The sequence below is a fragment of the Aquincola agrisoli genome (genome assembly GCF_036621135.1).
Classification (GTDB): Bacteria; Pseudomonadota; Gammaproteobacteria; order Burkholderiales; family Burkholderiaceae_C; genus Aquincola; species Aquincola agrisoli.
The window spans coordinates 87,712-112,957 of record NZ_JAZIBG010000019.1 but is presented as its reverse complement, the minus strand read 5'-3'; the positions used below and the strand labels follow the sequence as shown (position 1 = coordinate 112,957).

Below are 25,246 nucleotides of genomic sequence, written 5' to 3'. Positions count from 1 at the left end.
TGTATTCATGGGGTTCCGGCCACCGCCCTCGCTGCCGCCACCACGGCATCGAACGACGGCCTTGAGGTCCATACGCGGCTGCAGCCGAGCTGGCGTGCCCGCGCCTCGATGCGCGGGTGTGTCGCCAGCGCGAGCGCCGCCGACCAGTCTGCCCCGGGCGCGATCGATTCGAGGTGCCCGATGGCCTCGGCGCTGCTGAAAAGCCACAGATGCGACGCGGGCTCGCGCAAGGCCTCGTCCAGTACCACGCGCTCCTCGGGCGTCGGCGCCGGCGGCATGCGGCGGTAGGCCTGCACGAACCGCACCTGGGCGCCCGCCGCGGCCAAGGCCTGCGCCAGCCAGTCACGCCCCCCATCGCCGCGGACGATGACGACCGCGGCGCCGGGCCGGACGTGCAGCCGCAACTGCTGCCACAGTGCCTCCGAATCGAACTGGTCCGCATCGGCCGCCGGCTGCACGATGCACTGCGCGGGCACACCGGCCGCGGCCAGGCACCGCGCCGTGCCCGGCCCCGGCGCGGCCGCCCACCGGCCCGCGGCCCAGGGCCACACCCCCCGGGCGGCTTCAAAAAAATGGGTGACCGCTGCCGGGCTGACGAACACCACGCCATCGCACCTCGCGACGGCCTCGCGGGCGGCAGGCGCAGCCGGCTCCTCGCTCGCCACGGTGCGCAGCAAAGGCAGGGCCGCCGCCTCGAAGCCCGTCGCTGACAGCCGTGCGACCCAGTCGGCGGCCTGCGGTTGCGGCCGCGTGACCAGCAGGCGCAAGCGCCGCGCCACCGCGGCTCAGCCGGCGTCCGGCAAGTAGCCGGGCCGCGCCTGCTCCGACACCTGGCGGGCAGCGGCGTCGCCCAGTGCGACGGCGGCGGCGTCGTCGGCGACCCTGCCTTGCACTCGGGCCCGCAGCAGCGGCTGCCGCGTGTCCTCGGGGTGGCCCAGCGCGACGTCGAGCTGCAGCGCGCCGTCGGGCGTCCAGTCGGCAAACGCCGCCAGCGGCATGCTGCAACTGCCGCCCAACGCCCGGGACACCGCCCGCTCGGCCTGCACCGCCAGCCAGGTCGGTCGGTGCGTCAGCTCGGCCAGCCGTGCCCGCAGACCGGCCGCTTCCTCGCGGACCTCGATGCCCAGCGCCCCCTGGCCTGCGCACGGGATCATGGCCTGCACGCTGAAGCGGCTGCGGATGCGGCTCTCGAGCTCGAGCCGCATCAGCCCTGCCGCGGCGAGCACGATCGCGTCGAACCGGCCTTCATCGAGCTTGCGCAGGCGCGTGTCGAGATTGCCCCGCAGCGGCTCGATCACCAGGTCGGGCCGCTGGGCCGCGAGCTGCGCGACGCGCCGCAGGCTCGACGTGCCCACGCGCGCGCCCGGCGGCAACTCCTCGAGCCGGCCGTAGCGGCCGGAGACGAACGCATCGCGCGGGTCCTCGCGCTCCAGCACGGCCGCCAGCACGAAGCCTGCAGGCAGCGTCATCGGCACGTCCTTCAGCGAATGCACGGCCAGCTGCGCCCGCCCCTCCTCCAGCGCCGTCTCCAGCTCCTTGACGAACAGCCCCTTGCCGCCGACCTTCGACAGGCTGCGGTCCAGGATCTGGTCGCCGCGGGTGGTCATGCCCAGCAGGTCGACGGCCAAACCGAAACGGCGGGACAACAGGGCCTGCACATGGCGGGCCTGCCACAGCGCCAGGCGGCTTTCGCGCGTGGCGATCAGGAGCGGAGCAGTCATGGCGCGATTATCGCTAGCGCCTGCCGGATGCACGCTTCGCGGCAGGTTCCCGAACGGGCCCAGGAAAGTTACCATCGAATCCGTAACCGGATTACACCTCACGGAAACCGACCATGCCACGCCACACCCGCTCTGCCCGCACAGCCGTTGACGATGCCGCCGAGAAGAACAGGCCGCTCGTCGAGGACATCCGACTGCTCGGACGCATCCTCGGCGACGTGATCCGGGAACAGGAGGGCAAGGAGGCCTATGAACTCGTCGAGCGCGTGCGGCAGCTGTCGGTGGCCTACCGGCTGAAGAAGGACGCGTCCGCCGGCCGCGTGCTGGACCGGCTGCTGAAGAACCTCTCGGGCGACCACATGGTGAGCGTGATCCGCGCGTTCAGCTACTTCAGCCACCTCGCCAACATCGCGGAAGACCGCCACCACGTGCGCCGCCGCGAACACCACGAGGCGCAGGGCCACCTGCAGGAGGGCTCGCTCGCCATGAGTTTCGAGCGCCTGGCGGCTGCCGACATCCGTGCGGACGAGATCGCGCAGACCCTCTCGCGCGCCTACATCGCGCCGGTGCTCACCGCGCACCCGACGGAAGTGCAGCGCAAGAGCATCCTCGACGCGGAGCGCGCCGTGGCCGAACTGGTGCACCAGCGCGACGGCCTGCAAACGGTGCGCGAGCTGCATCAAAACGAGGCGCTGCTGCGCGCCCGCGTCACGCAGCTCTGGCAGACGCGGATGCTGCGCACGACCAAGCTCACCGTCGCGGACGAGATCGAGAACGCCCTCAGCTATTACCAGTCCACCTTCCTGCGCCAGATCCCCCGGCTGTACCAGGAGGTGGAGCAGGCGCTGCCCGGCCATCCGGTGGCAAGCTTCTTCCGCATGGGGCAGTGGATCGGGGGCGACCGCGACGGCAACCCCAACGTCGGCGCGCCGACGCTGCGGCAGGCCCTGGCGCGGCAGGCAGAGGTGGCGCTGCGCTTCTACCTCGTGGAGCTGCACACGCTGGGTGCGGAGCTGTCGATCTCCAACACGCTGGCGCCCGTCACACCCGAGATGCAGGCGCTGGCCGACGCCTCGCCCGACCACAGCCCCCACCGCGACGACGAGCCCTACCGCAAGGCTCTGATCGGCATGTATGCCCGCACGGCCGCCACGCTGCACGCGCTGACGGGCACCGAGGCGCTGCGCCACGCGGTGCCCCCGCAGAACCCCTACGCCTCCAGCGACGAACTGCTGCGCGACCTGCAGACGCTCGCCGACTCGCTGCGCCACCACCATGCGCAGGCGCTCATCGCGCCGCGGCTGGCGCCGCTGATGCGCGCCGTGCAGGTCTTCGGCTTCCATCTCGCCACGGTCGACCTGCGGCAGAGCTCGGACCAGCACGAACTGGTGATCGCCGAACTGCTGCGCGCGGCCCGCGTGGAGGCCGACTACGTCGCGCTCGACGAGGCCGGCCGCCGCGCGCTGCTGCTGCGCCTGCTCGACGACGCCCGTCCGCTGCGGGTGATGGGCCATGCGTACTCGGAGCTCGCCACGGGCGAGCTGGCCGTCTTCGAGGCCGCGCGCGAGGCGCTGGACCGCTTCGGCCGTGAGGCGCTGCGCCACTACATCATCTCCCACACCGAGGACGTCAGCGACCTGCTGGAGGTGCTGCTGCTGCTGAAGGAGTGCGGCCTGATGCACGGCACGCTGAACGAGCAGGCCGTGTCGCGGCTGATCGTGGTGCCGCTCTTCGAGACCATCGGCGACCTGCGCAACGCCGAGCCGATCATGCGGGCCTTCTACGAGCTGCCCGGCGTGCTGCCGATGATCATCCGCAGCGGCGCCGAGCAGGACATCATGCTCGGCTACTCCGACAGCAACAAGGACGGCGGCTTCTTCACCAGCAACTGGGAGCTGTACCGCGCCGAGCTGGCGCTGGTGGGCCTGTTCGAGCCGCTGAAGGCACAGCACGGCCTCACCCTGCGGCTCTTCCACGGGCGGGGCGGCACGGTGGGCCGGGGCGGCGGCCCGAGCTACCAGGCCATCCTCGCGCAGCCGCCCGGGACGGTGAACGGCCAGATCCGGCTGACGGAGCAGGGCGAGGTCATCTCATCGAAGTACGCCAACCCGGAGATCGGTCTTCGCAACCTCGAGACCCTTGTGGCCGCCACGCTCGAGGCCACGCTGCTGAGCCCGGCCAAGAACCCGCCGAAGGCCTTCTTGGACGCCGCGGCGGCCCTCAGCGAGGGCAGTTACGGCGCCTACCGCAGGCTGGTCTACGAGACCCCGGGCTTCACCGACTACTTCTTCGCCGCGACGCCGATCCGCGAGATCGCCGAGTTGAACATCGGCTCGCGCCCGGCATCACGCAAGGCAAGCCGGCGCATCGAGGACCTGCGCGCCATCCCCTGGGGCTTCAGCTGGGGCCAGTGCCGCGTGGCTCTGCCCGGCTGGGCGGGCTTCGGCTCCGCGGTGGAGGAATGGCTGGGCAACGAACCCGGCCGGCGCAAGAACCGACTTGCACTGCTGCAGAAGATGTACCGGCAGTGGCCTTTCTTCCGCACGTTGATGTCCAACCTCGACATGGTGCTGGCCAAGACCGACCTGCGCATCGCCGCGCGCTACGTGGACCTGGTGGAAGACAAGAAGCTCGGCAAGCGCATCTTCGCGGCGATCCAGGCCGAATGGCAGCGCACCGGCGACGTGCTGTCCATGATCACCGGCGAGGCCCAGCGCCTGGCGTCCAACACCGCGCTGGCGCGGTCGATCGAGCACCGCTTCCCCTACCTCGACCCCCTCAACCACCTGCAGGCCGAGCTGATGAGGCGCTACCGCGCGCGCCGCGACGGCGATCCTCAGGTGCAGCGGGTGCAGACCGGCATCCACATCTCGATCAACGGCATCGCCGCGGGCCTGCGCAACACCGGCTGAACGCGCAAGTACCAGGCCTTGTAGGAAGTTGCCTGACAAGCGGAGAGAAGAACAGGGACTCAAGTCTTGGAGATGGGCCACTGTTGCCCCTTTGTTTCGGCTTCTAAAGTTCACTTCATCGCGGCGCAGGCCGCACACGAACGAACCAGGAGCCCGCCATGACCGCCGACCAGATCCTTGCCGAAATCCGCGAAGCCAACCTCAGCTACCTGATGCTGGCGCAGAGCCTGATCCGCGCGGACCGCGAGCAGGCCCTGTACCGCCTGGGCATCAGCGAGGACACCGCCACGCTCATCGGCACGCTGTCGGCCGCCCAGATCATGAAGATCGCCTCGGGCAACACCCTGCTGTGCCGCTTCCGCATGGACGACGAACTCGTCTGGAACCTGCTCTCCAACCATGGCAAGGCCTCCGCCAACGACGCGGTCAACCGCCTGCACGCCTCCATCCTGATGGCCGGCCGCCACCAAGAGGCCGCCTGACGCCGCCTTCCCCGGTACGCAGCCCTTACACGGCAGACAACACAGAGATACAGGACGGAGAGAACATCATGGCACGCAACAAGAGCATCCTGACCGAAGCCAAGCAAATCGAACGGGCCGTCACGCTGATCAACCTCGGCGCGCGGCTGCAAGTCCTCGAATCGGAAACCGACCTGAGCTACGAGCGCCTGCTGCGCCTTTACAAGGAAGTCTCCGGCAAGAGCCCCAGCAAAGGCCAGCTGCCCTTTTCGACCGACTGGTTCATGACCTGGCAACCGAACATCCATGCAAGCCTGTTCCTCAACATCCACGAATACCTGAACAAGGCCGCCGAGATGGACGAGATCGACACCGTCATCAAGGCCTACCAGCTGTACCTCGAGCAGACGCAGGTGCAGGGGCTGGAGCCGCTGCTGTCCGTCACCCGCGCCTGGCGCCTGGTGAAGTTCGTCGACAACGGCATGCTCACGATGACCAAGTGCAACTGCTGCGGCGGCCACTACGTGACCCACCCGCACGAGATCGCCCGCCACTACACCTGCGGCCTGTGCAACCCGCCCGCACGCGCCGGCAAGGGCAAGGCCGCCGGCTCGCTGACCATGCAGGGCAGCGCGCACTGAGCGCCAAAAAAGGATTCAAGTTCGCCGCACAAGAGCCGAAGACCACCGTGCTGGCGATCTGATCGCTTGTTTGTCTCCTCCTGGCACAGTTCCTGTGCTTTCACGCGGACCCCCGGGTCCGCGTTTTTTATTGGCGCGCCAACACCGCGCTGTTGCGCCGAGCGGCCATGCCGCCCGCGCCCCAAACTCAAGTGAACGGAACCCGCCGCCGATAAACCGCGGGAAACCTGTACCCGCTCACACCATGTTCGTCATCATCGGTTGGCTCGTCGCGCTTGGATGCGTCTTCGGGGTGTTCATCGCCCACGGAGGCAACATCGGCGTCGTCATGAAGGCGCTGCCGTTCGAGATGATCACGATCATGGGCGCGGCCATCGGCGCCATGATCGCCAACAACCAGCCCAAGGTGCTGAAGGCGACCATGAAGGGCTTCGGCGCCTGCTTCAAGGGCAGCAAGTACACCAAGGCGCGCTACATGGAGCTGATGGCGCTGCAGTACGAGATCCTGCAGAAGGCCCGCAAGGAAGGCCTGATGTCCATCGAGAAGGACGTCGAGGAACCGCACAGCTCGGCCATCTTTTCCAAGTACGCGGTGATCGGCAACGACCACCACGTGATGGAGTTCATCACCGACTACCTGCGGATGATGGTCTCCGGCAACCTCAACGCGCACGAGATCGAGTCGCTGATGGACAGCGAGATCGACACCCACCACCACGAGGCGCATGCGGCGGTGGGCGCCATTCAGCGGCTCGCCGGCGGGCTGCCCGCCTTCGGCATCGTCGCCGCGGTGCTGGGCGTCGTGAACACGATGGGCTCGGTGGGCCAGCCGCCGGCGGTGCTCGGCGGCATGATCGGCTCGGCGCTGGTCGGCACCTTCCTCGGCATCCTGCTGTCCTACGGCATCTTCGAGCCCCTGGCCGGCCTGCTGGAACAGAAGGTCGACGAAGGCAGCAAGGAACTGCAGTGCATCAAGACCACGCTGCTGGCCTCGATGCAGGGCTACGCACCGCAGGTCGCGGTCGAGTTCGGCCGCAAGGTGCTGTATTCGACCGAGCGCCCGAGCTTCTCGGAGCTCGAAGGCCATGTGAAGGGCAAGAAGTGAGATCCGCCCCGCGGGCACTGACCGCAGCGTCGATCCGCCTGGCATGCGTGGTCGCCGCGGCGATGGGAAGCTGCGATGGCCGGTGACAGCAAGAAGCTCCAGCCGATCATCGTCAAGAAGATCAAGAAGGGCGGCCATGGCCACCACGGCGGCGCCTGGAAGATCGCGTACGCCGACTTCGTCACCGCGATGATGGCGTTCTTCCTGCTGATGTGGCTGCTGGGCTCCACGACCGAAGGCGACAAGAAGGGCATCGCCGACTACTTCCAGTCGCCCCTGCGCGTGGCCCTGCAGGCGGGCGGCTCGGGCTCCGGCGATTCCTCGCACGTGCTGAAGGGCGGCGGGCAGGACCTCACGCGCACCACCGGCCAGGTCAAGCGCGGCGACATCGCCGCCCCCCGCGCCACGGTGAACCTGCAGGCGCTGAAGGAAGAGCAGATCCGCGCCGAGCACGCGCGGCTCGAGGACCTCAAGCGCAAGGTCGAGCAGAAGATCGGCAGCAACCACAAGCTCGCGCCGCTGGCCAGCCAGATCCGGCTCGACATGACGCGCGACGGCCTGCGCATCCAGATCGTGGACGACCAGAACCGGCCGATGTTCGACAGCGGGAGCGCGACGGTGAAGCCGTACATGCGCGACCTGCTCCGCGAGATCGGCACGGTGCTGGCCGAGGTGCCCAACCGGCTGACGCTCGAAGGCCATACCGACGCGCACTCCTTCTCTGCTGGCGACCGCGGCTACAGCAACTGGGAGCTTTCGGCCGACCGGGCCAACGCCTCGCGCCGCGAACTGGTGGCGGGCGGACTGCCCGACGACCGGGTGCTGCGTGTGCAGGGCCTGTCCTCCAGCACGCTGTTCATGCCCGGCGAGCCCTACCACCCGCAGAACCGGCGCATCAGCATCATCGTGATGAACCGCGATGCCGAGGACCGCGTGTTCCGCACCGCCCCCGAGGTGGCCGAGGCCACCGGCGTGGCGTCGATCCGGCCCGAGTCGCCCGCCTCAAGTCCCCTTGTCAACCTCCGATAAAGCTTCATTCCCCGAGAGGAAGCCCTCCATGAGCAGCACCACAGACCTGAAATTCCTGATCGTCGACGACTTCTCGACCATGCGCCGAATCGTGCGCGGCCTGCTCAAGGAGATGGGCTGCAACAACGCCGACGAGGCCGAAGACGGCGCGATCGCCCTGCAGATGCTGAAGGCGCAGAAGTTCGACTTCGTCGTGTCCGACATCAACATGCCCAACATGAACGGCTTCGACCTGCTGAAGGCGGTCAAGGCCGACGATTCGCTCAAGCACATCCCGGTGCTGATGGTGACCGCCGAAGCCCGCAAGGAAGACATCGTGCTGGCCGCCCAATCCGGCGCGGCCGGCTACATCGTCAAGCCTTTCACCAAGGCGACGCTGGAAGAAAAGGTCCAGAAGATCATGCAAAAGCTGGCTGCCACCGCCTGAAGTACCAAGGAGCACCAGAATGAAGATGGATGACATCGCCGCCTTGGCCCCCCAGATGGCCGCGCAGGCTTCGCCCGAGATCTTCCAGCAACTCGGCACGATCACCCGCCAGTTGCACGACACGCTGCAACAGCTCGGCGTGATGCCCAAGCTGCAGGAAGCCGCTGACGGCCTGCCCGACGCACGCAGCCGCCTCAGCTACATCGCGAGGAAGACGGCGGATGCCGCAGACAGGGTGCTGAACTCGGTCGACAGCGCCAAGGCCGAACACCACCTGATCAGCGAGCACACGCGCGCCATCGGCGCGGCCATCGTCGCGGATCCGGTGCGCGCGGTGGCTTCGGGCTCGGTGATGAACTTCGTCAGCGACGTCGAGCAGGCCACGGCCCGCATCGACCAGCACCTGACCGACATCATGCTGGCCCAGGATTTCCACGACCTGACCGGACAGGTCGTCGCGAAGGTCGTCTCGCTGGCCACCGAACTGGAAGACAGCCTGGTGAAGCTGCTGGTGCAGGCCGCGCCGCCCGAGCAGGCGCACAAGGTCGAGAACACGTTGCTCAACGGCCCCGTGGTCAACCCCGAAGGCCGCACCGACGTGGTCCAGGACCAGAGCGAGGTCGACGACCTCCTCGCCAGCCTGGGCTTCTGAAGCTTTCCACGGAAAAAGGCGGGCGGGTGCCCGCTTTTTTTTAGATGGGGATCCCGCGATCCTCAAGCGCGCTGCAGAACTGCCGTTAAGACACCCCAGAAGTGGACCTTCACGGGGTGACCATGAACAGCATCTTGCCCAGCGCCGCCATCACCACCGTCCGGCCGACGCCCTCCCCCGCCCGGGCGGAGCCCGAGCCGGTCGCCGCCGTCACGCCCGCCGCCGCCGTCGCCCGCCGCCGGCCCGAGGGCGCGCCCGCCGTGCCGCCCCCCGGATCTTCCGGCGACGAAGCGGGCCCCGCCGCGTCCCGGACGTCCGCCACGCCGGCCGGCCCGGCGCAGCCGCCGCTGCAGGACCTGGAACTGCCGTTCAGCATCGGCTTCGGTGCGGGATCCACCCATGGCGGCGGCTGCGGCTGCGCGGTCTGCCAGTCCTGGGGGCCGCTCCTGCCCGCGATGCTGAAGGCAGCCGGCATGACGCAGGGCACCGGCATTCCGGCCGCGGGCCCGACGTCCTCGCCGCAGCGCGACGGTGTCCGCACGGCTGGCTATGGCGCCGCGGTGGCGCCCGCGGCGGGCTCCCGGCTCGACACCTCGGCCTGACGGCCAGCCGGCACGCCTGCTGTAGGAAACAGGCTGACAGCGCAGACCGAATTTCCGGGACGCGCCGGATGGGGCTGCGCGAGCTTCCGGTGCAGGAGGTGCCCGTCTACAGTCGGTTGCATTCAGTCACACCGACGTCGCGTCCACCATGAACAGCAGTCAGATCCTCGCCGAGATCCGCGAAGCCAACATGAGCTATCTGATGCTCGCCCAGGCGCTATTGCGTACGGACCGGGCGGCTGCGCTGGAACGCCTGGGCATCGCCGAGGAGGCGGCCTACCTCATCGAGCACATGTCGCCGCCGCAGCTCGTGAAGGTGGCCTCGGGCAACACGCTGTTGTGCCGCATCCGCCTCAGCGACGACCTGGTGTGGGAGCTGATCACCCACCACGGCTCGGCCCGCGACGCGCTCGCGGCCGGCTCGGCCGGCGACCGCCGCGCCGCCTGACGGCCCGCCCGGCCCGTTTTCCCCGGCTTTATCGGCGCATCCGCCGGCCCAGGGCCGCGGCACCATCGCGGTTCATCTCCGGTGACCCATGGCCGACGACGCACAGGACCGCAACCTACCCGCCAGCGAGCGCAAGAAGCGCAAGGCCCGTGAAGAGGGCCAGATCGCCCGCTCCACGGACCTGGGGCACTTCGCCGCCATCGCCATCGGCGGCTGGCTGCTGGTGAAGTGGGCGCCGGACATGGCCGCATGGATGCAGAACATCCTCGCGCAGGGCCTGCGCTTCGACCACGCCACGCTGGCGAACCCAAAGCTGATGGGCGAGCGCGTGGCCACACTGGCCGCGCAGATGCTGCTGGTGATCATCCCGATGGGCATCGTCATGTCCCTGATCGGCGCGGCCACTGCCACACTGTCGGGCGGCTGGAACTTCAGCACCAAGGCCCTCGCGCCCAAGTTCAGCAAGCTCGATCCGTTTGCCGGTGTCGGCCGCCTGTTCTCGAAGGACCAGTTCGTCGGCGCGCTGAAGGCGTGCATGCTGGCCGCCGTGCTGGGGTCCATCGGCGCCCTCTACCTGAGATCGCACGTCGAGGACTTCGCGGGCGCCCTGTCGATGCCGCTGCCCGTGGCGGTACTGCATGCGGTGCAGGCCGCCGTGGACGGGCTGGTTCAGCTCGTCATCGCCCTCGCGCTCTTCGCCGCCTTCGACGTGCCGTGGCAGCGCCACCGCCTGGCCGAGAAGCTCAAGATGAGCCACCAGGAAGCCAAGGACGAGCACAAGGAGCTCGAGGGCAACCAGGAGGTGAAGAACAAGATGAAGGTGCGCATGCGCGAGATGGCGCGCCGGCGCATGCTCCAGGCCGTGCCGGGCGCCGACCTGGTCGTGATGAACCCCACCCACTACGCCGTCGCGCTCAAGTACGACGAAGCCAAGATGGGCGCGCCGCGGGTCGTCGCCAAGGGCGCGGACCTGCTGGCGCTGCGCATCCGCGACATCGCCCGCGAGTCAAAGGTGCCGGTGCTCCAGGCGCCGCCGCTGGCGCGTGCCCTGTACGCCCACGCGGAGCTCGACAAGGAGATCCCTGCCGCGCTCTTCTCCGCGGTCGCGCAGGTGCTCGCCTACGTCTACCAGCTCCGCGCCGCGATGGCCGGCCAGGCGCCGCAGCCCGGCGACCTGCCCGACCTGCCGGTGCCGGACGAGCTCGATCCGCACCACCCCTCGGCCCGCCGCTGAGCCCGCGAGGGGGCGGCGATTAAGCGGTCGCTTTGCGCCGCTTATTCCGACTCAAGTTTTCGCCCCGGCCGGAACAATCCCGGCTCATGAACCCGACCCTGGCCCGTCTGCAAGACCTCTTCGGCAACCACGCCGGCACGGTGCGTGCGCTGACGGGCCCGCTGTTCGTCGTGATCGTGCTGTCGATGATGGTGCTGCCCCTGCCCGGCTTCGTGCTGGACGTGGCCTTCACCTTCAACATCGCGATGGCGCTGATGGTGATGATGGTCTCCGCCAACATGGTGCGGCCGCTGGACTTCTCGGCCTTCCCGTCCGTCCTGCTGATCACCACGCTACTGCGCCTGTCGCTCAACGTCGCCTCCACCCGCGTGGTGCTGATGGAGGGCCACAACGGTCCCGGCGCCGCGGGCAAAGTGATCGAGTCCTTCGGCCACTTCCTGATCGGCGGCAACTTCGCGGTCGGGCTGATCGTGTTCGCGATCCTGGTGGTCATCAACTTCATCGTCGTGACCAAGGGCGCGGAGCGCATCGCCGAGGTCGGCGCGCGCTTCACGCTTGATGCGATGCCCGGCAAGCAGATGGCGATCGACGCCGACCTCAACGCCGGCATCATCAACGAGGAAGCTGCCAAGAAGCGCCGCGCCGAGGTGGCCGAGGAAGCGGAGTTCTTCGGTTCCATGGACGGTGCCAGCAAATACGTGCGCGGCGACGCCATGGCCGGCCTGCTGATCCTCTTCATCAACCTCGTCGGCGGCTTCGTCATCGGCATGGTCCAGCACGGCCTGTCGGCCAGCGAGGCAGCCAACTCCTACGTGCTGCTGGCAGTGGGCGATGCGCTGGTCGCGCAGATCCCCGCGCTGCTGATCTCGGTGGCCGCCGCGATGGTGGTGTCGCGCGTCGGCAAGGACAGCGACATCGGCACCCAGGTGCGCAAGCAGGTGTTCGGTTCGCCCACCTCGCTCGGCCTGACGGCCGGCGTGATCGGGCTGATCGGCGTGATCCCCGGCATGCCCAACCTGGTGTTCCTGATGATCGCCGCCGGCACCGGCGCGCTGGCCTGGAAGGCCCATCGCCGCGAGGAGGCCGCCAAGGCGCCGCCCAAGCCGGCAGGCGGCCCTGGCGCCACGCCAGGTGGCGAGCTGCAGCCCGCCAACGTCGAGGCCAGCTGGGACGACCTGGTGCCGGTCGACACGCTCAGCCTGGAGGTCGGCTACCGGCTCATCGCCCTGGTCGACAAGGAGCGCAAGGGTGACCTGCTCGGCCGCATCAAGGGCGTGCGCAAGAAGTTCGCCCAGGACGTCGGCTTCCTGCCGCCGCCGGTGCACATCCGCGACAACCTGGAGCTCAAGCCCAGCATGTACCGGGTATCGCTGCGCGGCGCCGTGATCGGCGAAGCGGAGGCCTTCCCCGGCATGCTGCTGGCCATCAACCCCGGCGGCGCGACCCAGCAGCTCATCGGCACCAAGACCACGGATCCGGCCTTCGGCCTGCCCGCGACATGGATCGACGAGCGCCAGCGGGAGGTGGCCCAAATGGCCGGATTTACGGTTGTTGATTGCTCGACCGTCGTGGCGACCCATCTTTCACACTTGATGCAGGTCCATGCCGCCAAGTTGCTGGGCCGGGTTGAAGTCCAAAACCTGGTCGAGCACGTGACGAAGCTGGCCCCCAAGCTGATCGAAGACGTGATCCCCAAGATGGTCGGAATCGCCACCGTGCAAAAGATCCTGCAACTGCTGCTCGAAGAAGGTGTGCACATCCGCGACATGCGCTCCATCGTCGAATGCATCGCCGAACACGCCGCCGTGGTGACCGACCCGACCGAGCTGGCCCGCCGCATTCGCACGCACCTGGCACCCGCCATCGTCCAACAGATCTACGGCCCGGTGCGCGAACTGGACGTGATCGCGCTGGACCCCGAACTCGAACGCCTGGTGACGCAGGCGCTGACCTCGCCCCACGGCGCCGCGCTCGACCCGGGCGTGGCCGAAACGCTGACCCGCAGCGCGGCCGACACGGCGCGCCAGCAGGAAGAACTGGGCGTGCCGGCCTGCCTGCTGGTGCCCGACCTGATCCGCGCGCCGATGGCGCGGCTGCTGCGCCGAGCCGCGCCACGGCTCAAGGTGCTGGCCCACAGCGAGATCCCTGACACCCACACGATCCGGATCGGCTCGATCATCGGAGGCACGGCATGAACGTCAAGCGCTTCACCGGTCGCACATCGCGCGACGCTTTGAACCTGGTGAAACAGGCCTACGGCGACGACGCCGTTGTGCTGTCGACCCGCCCCTGCGCAGAAGGCGTCGAGGTGCTGGCCATGGCGCCGGACGGCATGCAGCAGATCGAGCGCGCCGCCAACCACGCCCCGACGATCCGCTCCGCCGCGGCCGAGGCGCCCGCCGCCGCGGCCCGCCGCCGCGACGCGCGGATCGAAGAGCGCGTGGAGCCGCACATCGACGGCGAAGCCGAGGTGACCGGCGACGTCGGCCGCCTGGGCATGAGCACGCTGAGCTTCCAGGACTACGTCCGCGAGCGCATGCTCAAGCGCCGCAAGGCCGAGATGGCGCCTGCAGCGGCACCCGCGGCCCCCGTGCCCGCCCCGCGCGAAGCAGCCCCCGCCCGCGCTCCGCGCGCCGAGGTGCGCCACGACTTGCGCCTGGAGCCCCGCCCCGAAGCCCCGCGCCGCCGCGTGCCGCCGGTGCTGCGCGACGAGATCCGCCACGCCCACCCGCCCTTCGCCGACACGCAGGCCCGCCTGTCGATGCACGACGAGGAGCTTCACGCCGCGGCCCGCGACAGCCAGCTCGACATGATGTCGGAGCTGCGCTCGATGAAGGGCCTGATCGAGGAACGCTTCGGTGCCCTGGCCTTCATGGAACGCATGCAGCGCAACCCGCGCCAGGCCAACCTGACCCAGAAGCTGCTGGACTGCGGCTTCTCGCCCGCCCTGATCCGCAAGCTGGCCGACGGCCTGCCCGCCGATGCGCTCGACGAGACGGCCTGGGCCTCCAGCGTGCTGGAGCGCAACCTGCTGGCGGCCGAGCACGAGCCCGCGCTGGAGGACGCCGGCGGCGTGTACGCGATGGTCGGCTCCACCGGCGTCGGCAAGACCACCACCACGGCCAAGATCGCCGCCGCCTTCGCCACCAAGCACGGCGCCGGCCACCTGGGCCTGATCACGCTCGACGCCTACCGCGTCGGCGCGCAGGAGCAGCTGCGCACCTACGGCCGGATCCTCGGCGTGCCGGTGCACACCGCCCACGACCGCGCCTCGCTCGAAGACCTGCTGGACCTGCTCAGCGCCAAGAAGATGGTGCTGATCGACACCGCCGGCATGGCCCAGCGCGACAACCGCACCCGCGAGCTGCTCGACATGGTCGGCCACCGCGCGATCCAGAAGCTGCTGGTCGTCAACGCCTCGGCGCAGGGCGAGACCATCGAGGACGTGATGCTCAGCTACCAGGCCAAGGCCTGCCGCGGCGTGGTGCTCTCGAAGATCGACGAGGCCGTGAAGCTCGGCCCCGCGCTCGATGCGCTGATCCGCCACAAGCTGCGGGTCGTCGGCGTCGCCAACGGCCAGCGCGTGCCCGAGGACTGGCACCGCCTGTCGGCGCAATCGCTGGTGCAGCGGGCGCTGAAGGCCGCACCGGCCGCCTCCTGGCGCATGGACGCCAACGACGTCAACCTCATCTTCACCGGCGTGCAGGGCATCGGCGCCCGCGGCACCCACGCCTGAAGGAAGCCACACCGATGCGCGACTTCTACGCCAGCCGCAGCGCCCCGCTCGACCAGGCCGACGGCCTGCGGAAGCTGTTCAACCCCACCCGCACCCGCTACATCGCGGTGGCGAGCAACCCCCACGTGGCCTTCGCCACCGTGCTGATCGAGCGGCTGACCACCGCGATCGCCGCCAGTGGGCGCAAGCTGCTGCTGGTCGACGCAGCGGAAACCGCACCCGAGCCGCACGAGCTGGCCCTGCTGGACCTCGCCGCCGGCGTCGAGCAGCTCTCGCCGCAGATTGCGTACCTCGCCGCGCGCGGCCTGCCGCTGCGCCATGTCGACACGCGCGGCTCCTGCGCCGGCATGCTGACCGCGCTGAGCGATGCCGCGCCGCAGGCCGACGTCGTGCTGGTGCATGCCGGCGCGAGCGAGCTGAGCCGGCTCTTCAGCCACCGCGTGGTGCGGCCCATCCTGCTGGCCGCGGACTTCGCGCCCAGCGTCACACACGCTTATGCCGCGATGAAGGTGCTGGCCGGCCGCAACGGGCTGATGGCCTTCGACCTGATGCTGGCCGTCGGGCCGCAGCGCCTGCGCCGGCAGCACGTGGCGCGGCAGATCTCCCAATGCGCCGACAGCTTCCTCGGCGCCGCCGTACACGACTGGATCGCCGTCGATCCGGCCTGCGACGTGGCCGAAGCACCCGAAGCTGCCCTGATGCGCCTGGTGCGCCAGCAGCTGGCGGACGACAACACCGCCCCCGAAGCGCCGGTGCCCGCCTGGCACCGCCACGGCACCGCCGCCGCTTCGCTGTCGGCCAACTGATTTTCTGGAGTTCCGGACATGTACAACGCCAAAGGCCGTACCGACAACAACGCGATGCTGAAGCAGTACAGCCCGCTGGTGCGCCGCCTCGCCCACCAGATGATCGCCAAGCTGCCGGCCAACGTGGAGATCGACGACCTGATCCAGGTCGGCATGATCGGCCTGAACGACGCGCTCGGCCGCTTCGATGCCGCCCAGGGCGTGCAGTTCGAGACCTTCGCCACCCAGCGCATCCGCGGCGCCATGCTCGACGAACTGCGCGGCAGCGACTGGATGAGCCGCGGCAACCGCCGGCAGCAGCGCAACATCGAGGCTGCCGTGCACAAGCTGGAGCAGCGGCTCGGCCGCGCGCCGCACGAGTCGGAGATCGCCGCCGAGATGGGCATCTCGCTGACGGAATACCAGGAGCTGCTGGGCAAGGTGCGCGGCACCCAGCTCGTCTACCTCGAAGACCTGAGCGGCGACGAAGGCGACGACGACTACCTCGAGCGCCACGTGGGCACCGAGGAGGCCAACCCGATGGCCGTGCTGCAGGACATGCGCATGCGCACGGCGCTGGTCGATGCGATCAAGCTGCTGCCGGAACGCGAACAGTACGTGATGAGCATGTACTACGAGCACGACATGAACCTGAAGGAGATCGCCGCGGTGCTGAAGGTGACGGAGAGCCGCGTATGCCAGCTCCACAGCCAGAGCATCGCGCGCCTGCGCGTCAAGCTGCGCGAGTGGTGATGCGGCGCTGACAGCGCCGCCAGGACGTACCCCGGGAAGTACCGCCATGCTGAAGTCGTTGTTCCAGGGGTCCGCCCCCGGCCTCCTGGAGGCCGCGCCGGCCGCGCCCCTGCCGCCAGCGCAGCCCGCCGTGGACGGGGCGGCCATCGTCACCCGGCTGTCTCAGCACGCCACGCGACTGGGCCGCGAGGCCGCGGAAGTCCGCGGCGTCATCGACGACACGCACAGGACGGCCACCGCACAGGCCCAGGCCGCGAAGGAGTTGGCCCGCCAGATGCAGGACGTGGCCCGCGTGCAGGACACGATCGGTGCCCACACCGAACACGGCGTCGGCGCCGTCGCCCGTGCCCGCGAGGCGGTGCAGGCGGTCGGCGGCGAGGTCTCGGGCATCGTCGAGACCCTGCGCAAGGTGGCCGATGCTGCCGGCGAGATCACGCAGATCGCGCTGCAGACGCGCCTCGTGGCGTTCAATGCCAGCGTGGAGGCCAAGCGCGCCGGCGAGGCCGGCCGGGGTTTCGGCGTGGTGGCCGATGCGGTGAAGGACCTGGCCGGGCGCGTCGAGTCCTGCTCGAAGGACATCATGGGCACCGTGAGCCACCTCGATGCACGCATCGAGGCCCTGGCCCGCGAAATCCGCGCGCCGAGCGGCCATGCCGCCGGTGCCGCCCCGCAAAGCGGCGTGCACGCCGCGCTCGACGACGTGGCGGACGGCGTGACCCACATCGCCGCCGCCGCTGCGCAGAGCCGCGACGTCTGCCGGGGCCTGGACCAGCAGATGGGTGCGATCGAGGCGGACATGCGGCAGACCATGCGCAGCCTCGACACCGCGATGACCCGCAGCGAGGCGTTCCTCAAGGTGAGCGAGCAGCTCATCGAGATGGTGGCCGACAGCGGCGTGGCGACCGAGGACACGCCCTACATCGAGGGCGCGCAGCAGGCGGCTGCCGAGATCGCCCACCTGCTGGAAGACGCCCTGCGCCAGGGCGCGATCAACGGCGCCGACCTCTTCGACGAGCGCTACGTGCCCGTGCCCGGCACCCGGCCCGCGCAGCACACCACCCGCTTCTGCGCACTGGCCGACCGGCTCTTCCCGGCGGTGCAGGAACGCATGCTGGCGCTGTCGGACAAGGTGGTGTTCTGCATCGCCGTGGACCGCAACGGCTATGTGCCGACCCACAACCGCCAGTACAACCACCCGCAGCGCGGCGACCTGGCCTGGGACACCGCCAACAGCCGCTACCGCCGCATCTTCGACGACCGCACCGGCCTGGCCAGCGCGCGCAGCACGCGCCCCTTCCTGTTGCAGACCTACCGCCGCGACATGGGCGGCGGCAAGTTCGTCGTGATGAAGGAGGCCGCCGCACCCATCACGGTGAATGGCCGCCACTGGGGCGGCCTGCGGCTGGCGTTCAGGTTCTGAGTCGTCAGGCGCCGATGCGCACCTGATCGCCAACCGCGGGGCCATGCATCGCCGGATCGGCGACCGACGGCCTGCCCGTTTCGAGCCGGCCCGCGAAGCGGCGGCTGTAGTCGGCCCGGCAGGTCGCGCAGCTGTGCCTCGCACCGCCGCCGCTACGGCGCGATCTCCAGCGCGAACGACGCAGTTTCGTACCGGTCGTACACCCACGTCAGCCGGCTGCTGCCGTTGGTGTGCTTGCAGTCCACGTACAGGGTGACGCTGAAGGTGCACTTCGGCCGCACGAAGGTGCCGCCCATGCCGTCGGGGCCCGTCAGCATCTGCTCGAAGCTCATCGAGCCCGAACTTTCCGCCGCGCCGGTCTCGGCCACGTCATGGTGGTTGTCGGGGTAGATCGGCGCGTGGCCGAGCGTGCCCGTCGAGCCGTCCAGGCCGCGCTGCCAGCCGATGCTGTAGCCGCGCATGAACGAGTTCGCGTCGCCGTTGCCGGCGTGGTCGACGCCGTTGACGTGGTATGCGCGAAAGCCGATCGAGAAGGGCGTGTCTGGCGCATCCACCATGAACTGGCATTCGTCGATGTTCGGCACGCCGCCCTTGCGCAGGTCCACGATGTCGGCCACCACCGGCGTGTTGTCGACCCAGAACACATGCGACAGGTCGGGCTGCACCACATCGGCTGCGTTGTCGGGTGTGTTCTTCCAGCGCTTGTAGACGAAGGGCTTCGCGGTGCCGGCGCCGCCGGCGCCGCTGGGCTTGATGCGCTGGCCCCCGGCGTCGAACAGCTCCAGGATCAGGGCATGGCGGCCGTTCGGCGAGATGGCGTTGCCGTCGCTCTTCATGCCGGTGGTGTCCCACACCTGGTGCGCCTGCGAGATGCCCATGCGCCACTCGTTGACCCCGAGCTCCCAGTACGGGATGGTGAAGAGGTTGCTCTCGCCGCCCGGGGCAGGCGCTGGCAGCGGGCCGAGCACCACGGGCTCCCAGATCTGCGGACCGCTGCCGCCGATGATGCGGCGCTCCCAGGTGACCTTGTCGTCCAGGATCTCGGGCGGGCCGGCGAGCATGCCCGACGCATCGACCGGCGCGACCTTCAGGCGGTAGTACCGGGCGCCCACGGCAGCCTCCTTCATCTCGGGCGTGATCAGCAGGTGCAGCGCCAGCGAAGTACCCCACGGACAGCCGGGCACGCCGCCGAAAACGACCGTGCCGTCGTCGGCATCGAGCGCGGCATGCTGCGATTCGCCGGTCTGGTCGGCAAAGTTGAAGTGCTCCGTGGCACCGACCGTGTCCAGCATCGCGTAGGCGGTGCCGTCGCCCTGGTCGTCGGGCTCGTCGCAGACGATGGCGCGCTTGTCGTGCGAATGCAGCTCGGCGCTTTCACCCGTGCCGAAATAGTCGTGCGCGGCCAGGCCGTCGTACACCACCACCCAGGCGCCATTGATGAACTGCTTGACCTTGTAGGCGTACACCGTGGTGCAGGAGAGGTGCCGGTGCGGGTGCGGGTGGGGCCAGTCGATGAAGCAGAAGTCGAAGCGGCCGCCCGGCTGCAGCGGCGTCTCGCCCACCTTGCGCGTGCTGCAGTGGCACAGCAGCGGATGCAGGTGGGGGCGCGCCTGCACGTAGGCTGCCTGCTCGGCGGCCGAGGGCATCGCAAGCAGGGCGGTGTAGTCGTCGAGCAGCCGCCGGGGCGGCGCGCTGGCGAGTTCGAGCTTCGTTGGATCGAAGCGGGCCAGGCGGCTCTTGCGCGCCGACTTCGCCGCGCGGCCTGCCATGAACTGCTGCTCGAGCGGCGCCGGGTCCGGGCCGGGAGGCCAAGGCTCCGGCAGCGGAATGGGCAGCTCCGCCAGGATCTCGGCGAAGCGGTCGAACAGGTCCGGGAGGTGGATGCGGTGGCAGCAGCACTCGCGCTGGTAGACCTCCACCAGGCCATCGCACATCGGCAGGCAGCGCCACGGGAACAGCTGCGGGTTCAGCGCCAGCGCCGCGGGCTGCAGCGCGTGCTGCGCCAGCTGCAGCCGGGCCAGCGGCGCACGCTCGAACAGCGGCTGGGCGACGAGGTCCCACCACCAGGGCCGGCACTTCTTCGCGGTGCCCGACACGCAGGTGACGTGGAAGCGGAAGCGGTCCCAGATGTCGCGGCCGAGCAGGATGCCGTTCTTCGTCCATGGCTCGAGGACCGACGAGACGCGGTAGCGCGTGAGCGACTGCCGGGGCAGCGCGGCCGGGTCTTCCACGTCCGGGCCCAGGCCGACATAGCGCAGCTTGGGCAGCGATTCGCCGACGTCGAGCGTGCCATCCTTGGACACCGCCAGCTTGCGCAGCGGCCTGCCGGACACGTCGGTTTCATAGAGGGCGAAGACGGGCATCGGCTCGCCGGGCGCCAGGCCGGCGAACTGGACGCGCAGGGGGCCGGCGACGCGGCGGGGGTCTTGCTGGGCCATGGTGGGATCTCCTTCGGCGAGCCAGCCCGGCCGGCCCGGACGGGCCCCTGGGGGCGCCGGCGCCGATCCGCCTGGGCTCGTGCGATCACCTTAGGCCGCGCCTCGCCTTGATGCCTCGCCCAAAAGGTGCAGTCGCGCTTACGGGGGTGTGCACGCAACACCGCCTCGCGTGCACCGCCGCTTGTTCCTAGACTGCGGCATGGCCCCTGGAGACAGCACGATGAACGCCCCCGCAGCCACCCACGAGATCGCCAACCAGTTCGACGAGCTGAGCGGCTACAACCTGTACACGACGGACACCGCGCTGCGCGAGTCGGTCGAGCGCGCCGGCGCGGCGTGGATGGCGCCACGGCTGGCGCGCTTCGGCGCCGCGCTGGGCACCGCCGAGAGCTACGCGCAGGCCGAGCTGGCCAACCGCTTCACGCCCGAGCTGCATGCCTTCGACACGCGGGGCCGCCGCATCGACGAGGTGCGCTTCCATCCGAGCTGGCACGCCTTCCTGGCGCAGTACCGCGCGCAGGGCCTCGTCTCGCTGCCCTTCAGGGACGAGCGCCCCGGCCGCTGGGCGGCGTGGGCCGCCGGCTTCTACCTGCAGGGCCAGGTCGAGGCCGGCACGCTGTGCCCCGCGACGATGACGCAGGCCAGCATCCCCGTGCTGCAGCAGGAGCCCGCGCTGTGGGCGGCGCTGAAGGAGGGGCTGTATGCCGATGAGTACGACCCGCGCGACGTGCCCGCGGCCGGCAAGCGCGCGGTCTGGCTGGGCATGGGCATGACGGAGAAGCAGGGCGGCTCCGACGTGCGGGCCAACACCACGGCGGCCACGCCCGCCGGTGCGGGCGGCCGCGGCGCGCTGTACCGGCTGCGCGGGCACAAATGGTTCTTCTCGGCGCCGATGTGCGATGCCCACCTGGTGGTGGCGCGCACGCCGGACGGCGGCCACTCCTGCTTCTACGTGCCCCGGTGGCGGCCCGACGGCAGCCGCAACGCGGTGCAGATCCAGCGCCTGAAGCACAAGGTGGGCAACCGCAGCAACGCCAGCAGCGAGGTGGAGTTCCTCGATGCCGACGGCTGGCTGATGGGCGAGGAGGGGCGCGGCATCCCCACCATCATCGAAATGGCCACCTGCACCCGGCTCCACTGCGTGGTGGGCAGCGCGGCGATGCAACGGCAGGCGGTGGTGCAGGCCCTGGCCTACACCCGCCGGCGCCACGCCTTCGGCAAGGCGCTGGCCGAGCAGCCGCTGATGCGCGCGGTGCTCGCGGATGCCGTGCTCGAAAGCGAGGCGTCGCTCGCGCTCGCGATGCGGCTCGCGCAGGCCTTCGAGCATGGCGATGAGCCGGCGCAGCGCGCCTGGAAGCGCATCGTCACGCCGGCCGCCAAGTTCTGGGTGTGCAAGCGCACGGTGGAACTGTGCGGCGAGCTGATGGAGGTGTTCGGCGGCAACGGCTACATCGACGACGGCGTGATGGCCCGCCTGTACCGCGAGGCGCCGGTCAACTCGATCTGGGAAGGCTCGGGCAACGTGATGTGCCTCGACGTGATGCGCGCGATCGCCCGCGAGCCCGACGCCGCCGTCGCGCTGCTGTCGGAGCTGCAGGACCTGGCCGGCGACGAACCCCGGCTGCGCGCCGAGGTGGAAGGCCTGCGCGCCCTGCTCGCCACCCCGCCCGGCGCGCTCGAAGCGCTGGGCCGCCGGCTGGCCGAGCGCCTCGTCCTGCTGGCGCAGGCGGTGCTGCTGCGCCAGCACGCGCCCACCGCCGTGGCGGAGGGATTCCTCGCCACGCGGCTGGAGGCGCGCTGGGGCCGCGTGGTGGGTGCGGTGGATGCACGAACGCTCGACGTCGCCGCGCTGCTCACGCGCGCCTTCCCAGGCTGACGCCCGGGCGGGCTCAGGACGTGCTGCGCAGGCCGGCCACGCGGCGGTACATCGTGCGGTGCGTGTTGCGGAACTGCGGGCGGACGCGGCTGCTCCAGTCGGTCGCGCGCACCGCGAGCCACGGCGCGCTGGTGAGCCCGTCGGGCGACTGCAGGTCGTAGCAGGCGTGGTAGCGCGGCAGGCTGCCACGCTCGGCGTCGCTCGACCGGTAGCGCGCAGCGTGCACGGTGCCCGGCACGGCGGCCAGGCCGGGGGCGTGTTCGGTCTCGTACCACGCGTTGAAGTCGGCTTCGTGCTCGGGCACCACGTCGGTCGCCACGACGTAGTGGAACGGCGCGTCCGCCTCCGCCGAGGCGCCATCCCGCTGCATCAGGCTCTGCAGGCGCAGCAGCACGGCACCGGGCAGCAGCTGCGCGATGGCCTGCGCATCGGCGCCGGGGCGCGCGTACGCCCGGGCATCGCTGCCGTCCACCGCACGGTAGACGGCATGCACGCCGGCCGCAGCCAGCGCCGGCAGGTCCGGCGCGGGCTGGCCCTCGGCGGGCCAGGTGAACCACGCGAGCAGCACGTCGGCGGGAGCAGCGTCAACCATGTTCGATCTTCAGCGCGACGAGCAGCCGCGACACCATGTTGTAGGCCGCGACCGTGGCCACCACCTCGAGCACGCCGGTCGCGTCGAACTCGGCCTGCAGGCGTGCCATCAGCGCGTCGGGCACCTCGATGTCGCGTGTCATCGCGTCGGTGAGTTCGAGCACCACGCGCTCGCGCGGCGTGAACACGGCGGGCAGCGGCGTCTCTCGCACCGCGTCGATCGTGGCGGCCGGCACGCCGGCTTTCTCGGCGTGCGGCACGTGCGCATGGAACTCAAAGCTCGCGCGGTTCAGCACCGCGACGCGCAGGATGATCAACTCGCGCAGGTCGGCGGGCACGCCGGTCTGGTTGCGCACGGCGGTGAGCATGCGCTCCCAGCCGGCGGCGATCGGCGCGCTGTTCAGCAGCGCCTGGTACAGCAGCGAGATGCGGCCGCGCTCGGCCAGGATGCGCGCCTCGGTCTCGGCCAGTTCGGGCCGCGTGCCGGGCACGACGAGGGGAATGCGTGGTGCGCCGCTCATCCTCATTCCACCTTGATCTTCTTGTCGCGGATCAGCTTGGACCACTTGGCCGTGTCGGCCTTCAGCAGCGCGGCCAGCTCCTGCGGCGTGGAAGGTGCGGGCTCGGCGCCGGTGGAGAGCAGGCGCTCGCGCAGGCCGGGGTTCTCGAGCGCGCGGCGCACAGCCTTGTTCAACGCGTCGATGGTGGCCGGCGGCGTCTTGGCCGGCACGAAGAGCGCATACCAGTTGTTGGTGTCCACGCCCGGCAGGCCCTGCTCGGCGAGCGTGGGCACATCGGGCAGCGCCGGGTGGCGCTTGGTGGAGGCCAGGCCGATCGCCTTCAGCTTGCCGCCCTTCACGTGCCCAATGAGGCCGGGGATGTCGCCGAAGAAGCCGCCCACCTGTCCGCCCATCACGTCGGTGATGGCCGGCGCCGCGCCGCGGTAGGGGATGTGCACGAACGGTGCGCCGCTGGCGTCGATGAGCTGCTCGATCGCCAGGTGCGGGATGCTGCCGATGCCGGAGCTGCCCATCGACACCGGCTGCTTGGCGGCCTTGGCGTTGGCGACGAACTCCTTGGCGTTCTTCGCCGGATCGGCCGGGTTCACGACCAGCAGCTCGACGTTGTTGGCCACCAGCGAGACGGGCGCGAAGTCGCGGTTCATGTCGTAGGGCAGCTTCTCGTACAGCGAGGCGTTGACCGCCGCGGCACCGACGCTGGTGATCCAGATCGTGCTGCCATCGGCCGGCGAGCGGGCCACGTCGCTCGCGCCCAGTGCGCCGTTGGCGCCGCCCTTGTTGTCGATGATGACCGTCTGCTGCAGTTCCTTGCCGAGTTGCTCGCCCAGCGCCCGCGCCACGAAGTCAACCGGCCCGCCCGGCGGGAACGAGACGACGATGCGGGTGTTTTTGGGCTGCGCGAGCGCGCCGCCGGCAGCGGCCAGGGCCAGCGCGGCGATGGCCAAACGACGATGAATCTTCATGGGGATGTCTCCAGTCGATCTAAAAAAGCAGGCAAGGAAAGAACAATCCAAGCGGCCACCGCGGATCCGGCTCCGCCGGGCCGCTGGTGGCGCCCCTCGAGGGGGAGCGCCGAAGGCGCTCGGGGGTGGGCTCAATCACATCGGGCAGTCATCCCGCCGTCGACGACGATCTCGGTGCCGGTGATGAAGCGCGCCTCGTCGCTGGCCAGGAACAGCACGGCCGCCGCGGTGTCGCGCCCGTCGCCCATGAAGCCGGCCGGAATGCGCTTCTGCCGCTGCGCGAGCAGCGCTTCCACGTCGCCGCCGGCGCGCTGCTTGGCCAGCCGCACCTCGACCATCGGCGTGTGGAGCTGCCCCGGCACCACGCAGTTGACACGCACGCCCTGGGCCGCGTGCTGCACCGCCACCACGCGCGAGAGCTGGATCACGCCCGCCTTGCTGGCCGCGTACGCCACCTGCGCCGCGCCCGTCCAGCGCAGGCCGGAGGTCGACGACACGTTGACGATCGCGCCGCTGCGCTGCGCCAGCATGGTCGGCAGCACGTGCTTGCAGCCCAGGAACACGCTCTTCAGGTTGAGGTCGATCTGCGATTGCCAGACCTCCTCGCTCATCTCGACCGGTCCGCCCGCGGCCGAGCCGCCGACGTTGTTGACCAGCACGTCGATGCGGCCGAAGGCGTCCAGGCAGGCCGCCGCCATCGCGGCCACGCCGTCGCCCTGCGTCACGTCGCCCGACCAGGGCCGGATGCGCTCGCGCAGCGGGCCGGCCAGCGCGAGCGTCTCCTCGAGCCGCTCGGGATCGCGGTCGACGGCCAGCACGCGGGCGCCCTCTTCCGCCAGCCGCACGGCCACCGCGCGGCCGTTGCCCCAGCCGGCACCCACGCAGCCGGCGCCGGTGACGATGGCCACCTTGTTCTCGAATCGTGCAGTCAT

Annotated in this window: 23 protein-coding genes; 16 read left to right on the top strand and 7 right to left on the bottom strand. The window is 70.0% G+C overall.

Annotation, left to right across the window (positions count from 1 at the left end; translation table 11 throughout):
• Positions 1–5 precede the first annotated feature (5 nt).
• Positions 6–767, bottom strand: coding sequence for a uroporphyrinogen-III synthase (locus V4F39_RS06775; RefSeq protein WP_332288556.1), 762 nt, complete (start codon positions 765–767; stop codon positions 6–8).
• Between the two features lie 18 nt (positions 768–785).
• On the bottom strand, positions 786–1,721 hold the full coding sequence (hemC, locus tag V4F39_RS06770) for a hydroxymethylbilane synthase (RefSeq protein WP_332288555.1): 936 nt from the start codon (positions 1,719–1,721) through the stop codon (positions 786–788).
• A gap of 113 nt (positions 1,722–1,834) precedes the next feature.
• Here hemC and ppc point away from each other — a divergent pair, with 113 nt between their 5' ends.
• The 15 genes from ppc to V4F39_RS06695 all read left to right on the top strand — a co-directional run bounded on the left by ppc (position 1,835) and on the right by V4F39_RS06695 (position 17,926).
• Complete coding sequence (ppc, locus tag V4F39_RS06765; protein WP_332288554.1) at positions 1,835–4,633, top strand: phosphoenolpyruvate carboxylase; 2,799 nt, start codon at positions 1,835–1,837, stop codon at positions 4,631–4,633.
• A 158-nt stretch (positions 4,634–4,791) separates the two neighbouring features.
• Entirely contained in the window at positions 4,792–5,115 is a 324-nt protein-coding gene (gene flhD / locus V4F39_RS06760; protein WP_332287574.1) for a flagellar transcriptional regulator FlhD, read from the top strand.
• 68 nt (positions 5,116–5,183) lie between these two features.
• Positions 5,184–5,735, top strand: a complete 552-nt coding sequence (gene flhC, locus V4F39_RS06755; protein WP_332288553.1) for a flagellar transcriptional regulator FlhC — start codon at positions 5,184–5,186, stop codon at positions 5,733–5,735.
• Between the two features lie 244 nt (positions 5,736–5,979).
• Positions 5,980–6,840 carry a flagellar motor stator protein MotA gene (motA, locus tag V4F39_RS06750; RefSeq protein WP_332288552.1) on the top strand — a complete coding sequence of 287 codons (861 nt, stop codon included), beginning with the start codon at positions 5,980–5,982 and terminating at the stop codon, positions 6,838–6,840.
• A gap of 75 nt (positions 6,841–6,915) precedes the next feature.
• The gene (gene motB / locus V4F39_RS06745; protein WP_332288551.1) at positions 6,916–7,869 is read left to right on the top strand and encodes a flagellar motor protein MotB; all 954 of its coding nucleotides are present in this window, start codon (positions 6,916–6,918) and stop codon (positions 7,867–7,869) included.
• Between the two features lie 28 nt (positions 7,870–7,897).
• Entirely contained in the window at positions 7,898–8,296 is a 399-nt protein-coding gene (gene cheY, locus V4F39_RS06740) for a chemotaxis response regulator CheY (protein ID WP_332288550.1), read from the top strand.
• 19 nt (positions 8,297–8,315) lie between these two features.
• Positions 8,316–8,948 carry a protein phosphatase CheZ gene (locus V4F39_RS06735; protein ID WP_332288549.1) on the top strand — a complete coding sequence of 211 codons (633 nt, stop codon included), beginning with the start codon at positions 8,316–8,318 and terminating at the stop codon, positions 8,946–8,948.
• Between the two features lie 122 nt (positions 8,949–9,070).
• The gene (locus V4F39_RS06730; RefSeq protein WP_332288548.1) at positions 9,071–9,550 is read left to right on the top strand and encodes a hypothetical protein; all 480 of its coding nucleotides are present in this window, start codon (positions 9,071–9,073) and stop codon (positions 9,548–9,550) included.
• 148 nt (positions 9,551–9,698) lie between these two features.
• The gene (gene flhD / locus V4F39_RS06725; protein ID WP_332288547.1) at positions 9,699–9,998 is read left to right on the top strand and encodes a flagellar transcriptional regulator FlhD; all 300 of its coding nucleotides are present in this window, start codon (positions 9,699–9,701) and stop codon (positions 9,996–9,998) included.
• Between the two features lie 88 nt (positions 9,999–10,086).
• Positions 10,087–11,232 (top strand): flagellar biosynthesis protein FlhB, encoded by a 1,146-nt coding sequence (gene flhB, locus V4F39_RS06720; protein WP_332288546.1) that lies wholly within the window; start codon positions 10,087–10,089, stop codon positions 11,230–11,232.
• 86 nt (positions 11,233–11,318) lie between these two features.
• Positions 11,319–13,427, top strand: coding sequence for a flagellar biosynthesis protein FlhA (gene flhA, locus V4F39_RS06715; RefSeq protein ID WP_332288545.1), 2,109 nt, complete (start codon positions 11,319–11,321; stop codon positions 13,425–13,427).
• The gene (flhF, locus tag V4F39_RS06710; protein WP_332288544.1) at positions 13,424–14,968 is read left to right on the top strand and encodes a flagellar biosynthesis GTPase FlhF; all 1,545 of its coding nucleotides are present in this window, start codon (positions 13,424–13,426) and stop codon (positions 14,966–14,968) included. The genes flhA and flhF overlap by 4 nt, the downstream gene beginning before the upstream one ends.
• Before the next feature lie 14 nt (positions 14,969–14,982).
• A complete protein-coding gene (locus tag V4F39_RS06705; RefSeq protein WP_332288543.1) occupies positions 14,983–15,774 on the top strand; it encodes a P-loop NTPase family protein in 792 nt (263 codons plus the stop codon).
• Positions 15,775–15,792: 18 nt separating this feature from the next.
• Complete coding sequence (locus V4F39_RS06700; RefSeq protein WP_332288542.1) at positions 15,793–16,506, top strand: RNA polymerase sigma factor FliA; 714 nt, start codon at positions 15,793–15,795, stop codon at positions 16,504–16,506.
• Between the two features lie 46 nt (positions 16,507–16,552).
• Positions 16,553–17,926, top strand: a complete 1,374-nt coding sequence (locus V4F39_RS06695) for a methyl-accepting chemotaxis protein (protein ID WP_332288541.1) — start codon at positions 16,553–16,555, stop codon at positions 17,924–17,926.
• A 152-nt stretch (positions 17,927–18,078) separates the two neighbouring features.
• On the opposite strand, the gene V4F39_RS06690 is transcribed toward V4F39_RS06695, so the two are convergent.
• Positions 18,079–20,364: a hypothetical protein gene (locus V4F39_RS06690; RefSeq protein ID WP_332288540.1), complete on the bottom strand. Its 2,286-nt coding sequence runs from the start codon at positions 20,362–20,364 to the stop codon at positions 18,079–18,081.
• Positions 20,365–20,584: 220 nt separating this feature from the next.
• On the opposite strand from V4F39_RS06690, the gene V4F39_RS06685 reads away from it, so the two are divergent.
• Positions 20,585–22,240, top strand: coding sequence for an isovaleryl-CoA dehydrogenase (locus V4F39_RS06685; RefSeq protein ID WP_332288539.1), 1,656 nt, complete (start codon positions 20,585–20,587; stop codon positions 22,238–22,240).
• Positions 22,241–22,253: 13 nt separating this feature from the next.
• Here the strand turns inward: V4F39_RS06685 and V4F39_RS06680 are convergent, their stop codons facing one another.
• From V4F39_RS06680 to V4F39_RS06665, 4 genes are all read right to left on the bottom strand, one after another.
• Complete coding sequence (locus V4F39_RS06680) at positions 22,254–22,832, bottom strand: hypothetical protein (protein ID WP_332288538.1); 579 nt, start codon at positions 22,830–22,832, stop codon at positions 22,254–22,256.
• Positions 22,825–23,352 (bottom strand): carboxymuconolactone decarboxylase family protein, encoded by a 528-nt coding sequence (locus V4F39_RS06675; RefSeq protein ID WP_332288537.1) that lies wholly within the window; start codon positions 23,350–23,352, stop codon positions 22,825–22,827. Before V4F39_RS06675 ends, V4F39_RS06680 begins: the two co-directional genes overlap by 8 nt.
• Positions 23,353–23,354: 2 nt before the next feature.
• On the bottom strand, positions 23,355–24,314 hold the full coding sequence (locus V4F39_RS06670) for a Bug family tripartite tricarboxylate transporter substrate binding protein (protein ID WP_332288536.1): 960 nt from the start codon (positions 24,312–24,314) through the stop codon (positions 23,355–23,357).
• A 131-nt stretch (positions 24,315–24,445) separates the two neighbouring features.
• Entirely contained in the window at positions 24,446–25,246 is an 801-nt protein-coding gene (locus V4F39_RS06665) for an SDR family NAD(P)-dependent oxidoreductase (RefSeq protein WP_332288535.1), read from the bottom strand.

Bases quoted from the DNA above. Each gene is read 5' to 3' on its own strand.
- V4F39_RS06695 (WP_332288541.1), top strand. From the start codon at position 16,553: ATGCTGAAGTCGTTGTTCCAGGGGTCCGCCCCCGGCCTCCTGGAGGCC.
- hemC (WP_332288555.1), bottom strand. From the start codon at position 1,721: ATGACTGCTCCGCTCCTGATCGCCACGCGCGAAAGCCGCCTGGCGCTG.
- V4F39_RS06735 (WP_332288549.1), top strand. From the start codon at position 8,316: ATGAAGATGGATGACATCGCCGCCTTGGCCCCCCAGATGGCCGCGCAG.
- V4F39_RS06730 (WP_332288548.1), top strand. From the start codon at position 9,071: ATGAACAGCATCTTGCCCAGCGCCGCCATCACCACCGTCCGGCCGACG.
- V4F39_RS06705 (WP_332288543.1), top strand. From the start codon at position 14,983: ATGCGCGACTTCTACGCCAGCCGCAGCGCCCCGCTCGACCAGGCCGAC.
- flhB (WP_332288546.1), top strand. From the start codon at position 10,087: ATGGCCGACGACGCACAGGACCGCAACCTACCCGCCAGCGAGCGCAAG.
- V4F39_RS06670 (WP_332288536.1), bottom strand. From the start codon at position 24,314: ATGAAGATTCATCGTCGTTTGGCCATCGCCGCGCTGGCCCTGGCCGCT.
- motA (WP_332288552.1), top strand. From the start codon at position 5,980: ATGTTCGTCATCATCGGTTGGCTCGTCGCGCTTGGATGCGTCTTCGGG.
- flhC (WP_332288553.1), top strand. From the start codon at position 5,184: ATGGCACGCAACAAGAGCATCCTGACCGAAGCCAAGCAAATCGAACGG.
- flhD (WP_332288547.1), top strand. From the start codon at position 9,699: ATGAACAGCAGTCAGATCCTCGCCGAGATCCGCGAAGCCAACATGAGC.
- flhF (WP_332288544.1), top strand. From the start codon at position 13,424: ATGAACGTCAAGCGCTTCACCGGTCGCACATCGCGCGACGCTTTGAAC.
- flhA (WP_332288545.1), top strand. From the start codon at position 11,319: ATGAACCCGACCCTGGCCCGTCTGCAAGACCTCTTCGGCAACCACGCC.
- motB (WP_332288551.1), top strand. From the start codon at position 6,916: ATGGCCGGTGACAGCAAGAAGCTCCAGCCGATCATCGTCAAGAAGATC.
- V4F39_RS06685 (WP_332288539.1), top strand. From the start codon at position 20,585: ATGAACGCCCCCGCAGCCACCCACGAGATCGCCAACCAGTTCGACGAG.
- V4F39_RS06665 (WP_332288535.1), bottom strand. From the start codon at position 25,246: ATGACTGCACGATTCGAGAACAAGGTGGCCATCGTCACCGGCGCCGGC.
- V4F39_RS06680 (WP_332288538.1), bottom strand. From the start codon at position 22,832: ATGGTTGACGCTGCTCCCGCCGACGTGCTGCTCGCGTGGTTCACCTGG.
- V4F39_RS06675 (WP_332288537.1), bottom strand. From the start codon at position 23,352: ATGAGCGGCGCACCACGCATTCCCCTCGTCGTGCCCGGCACGCGGCCC.
- flhD (WP_332287574.1), top strand. From the start codon at position 4,792: ATGACCGCCGACCAGATCCTTGCCGAAATCCGCGAAGCCAACCTCAGC.
- cheY (WP_332288550.1), top strand. From the start codon at position 7,898: ATGAGCAGCACCACAGACCTGAAATTCCTGATCGTCGACGACTTCTCG.
- V4F39_RS06700 (WP_332288542.1), top strand. From the start codon at position 15,793: ATGTACAACGCCAAAGGCCGTACCGACAACAACGCGATGCTGAAGCAG.
- ppc (WP_332288554.1), top strand. From the start codon at position 1,835: ATGCCACGCCACACCCGCTCTGCCCGCACAGCCGTTGACGATGCCGCC.
- V4F39_RS06690 (WP_332288540.1), bottom strand. From the start codon at position 20,364: ATGGCCCAGCAAGACCCCCGCCGCGTCGCCGGCCCCCTGCGCGTCCAG.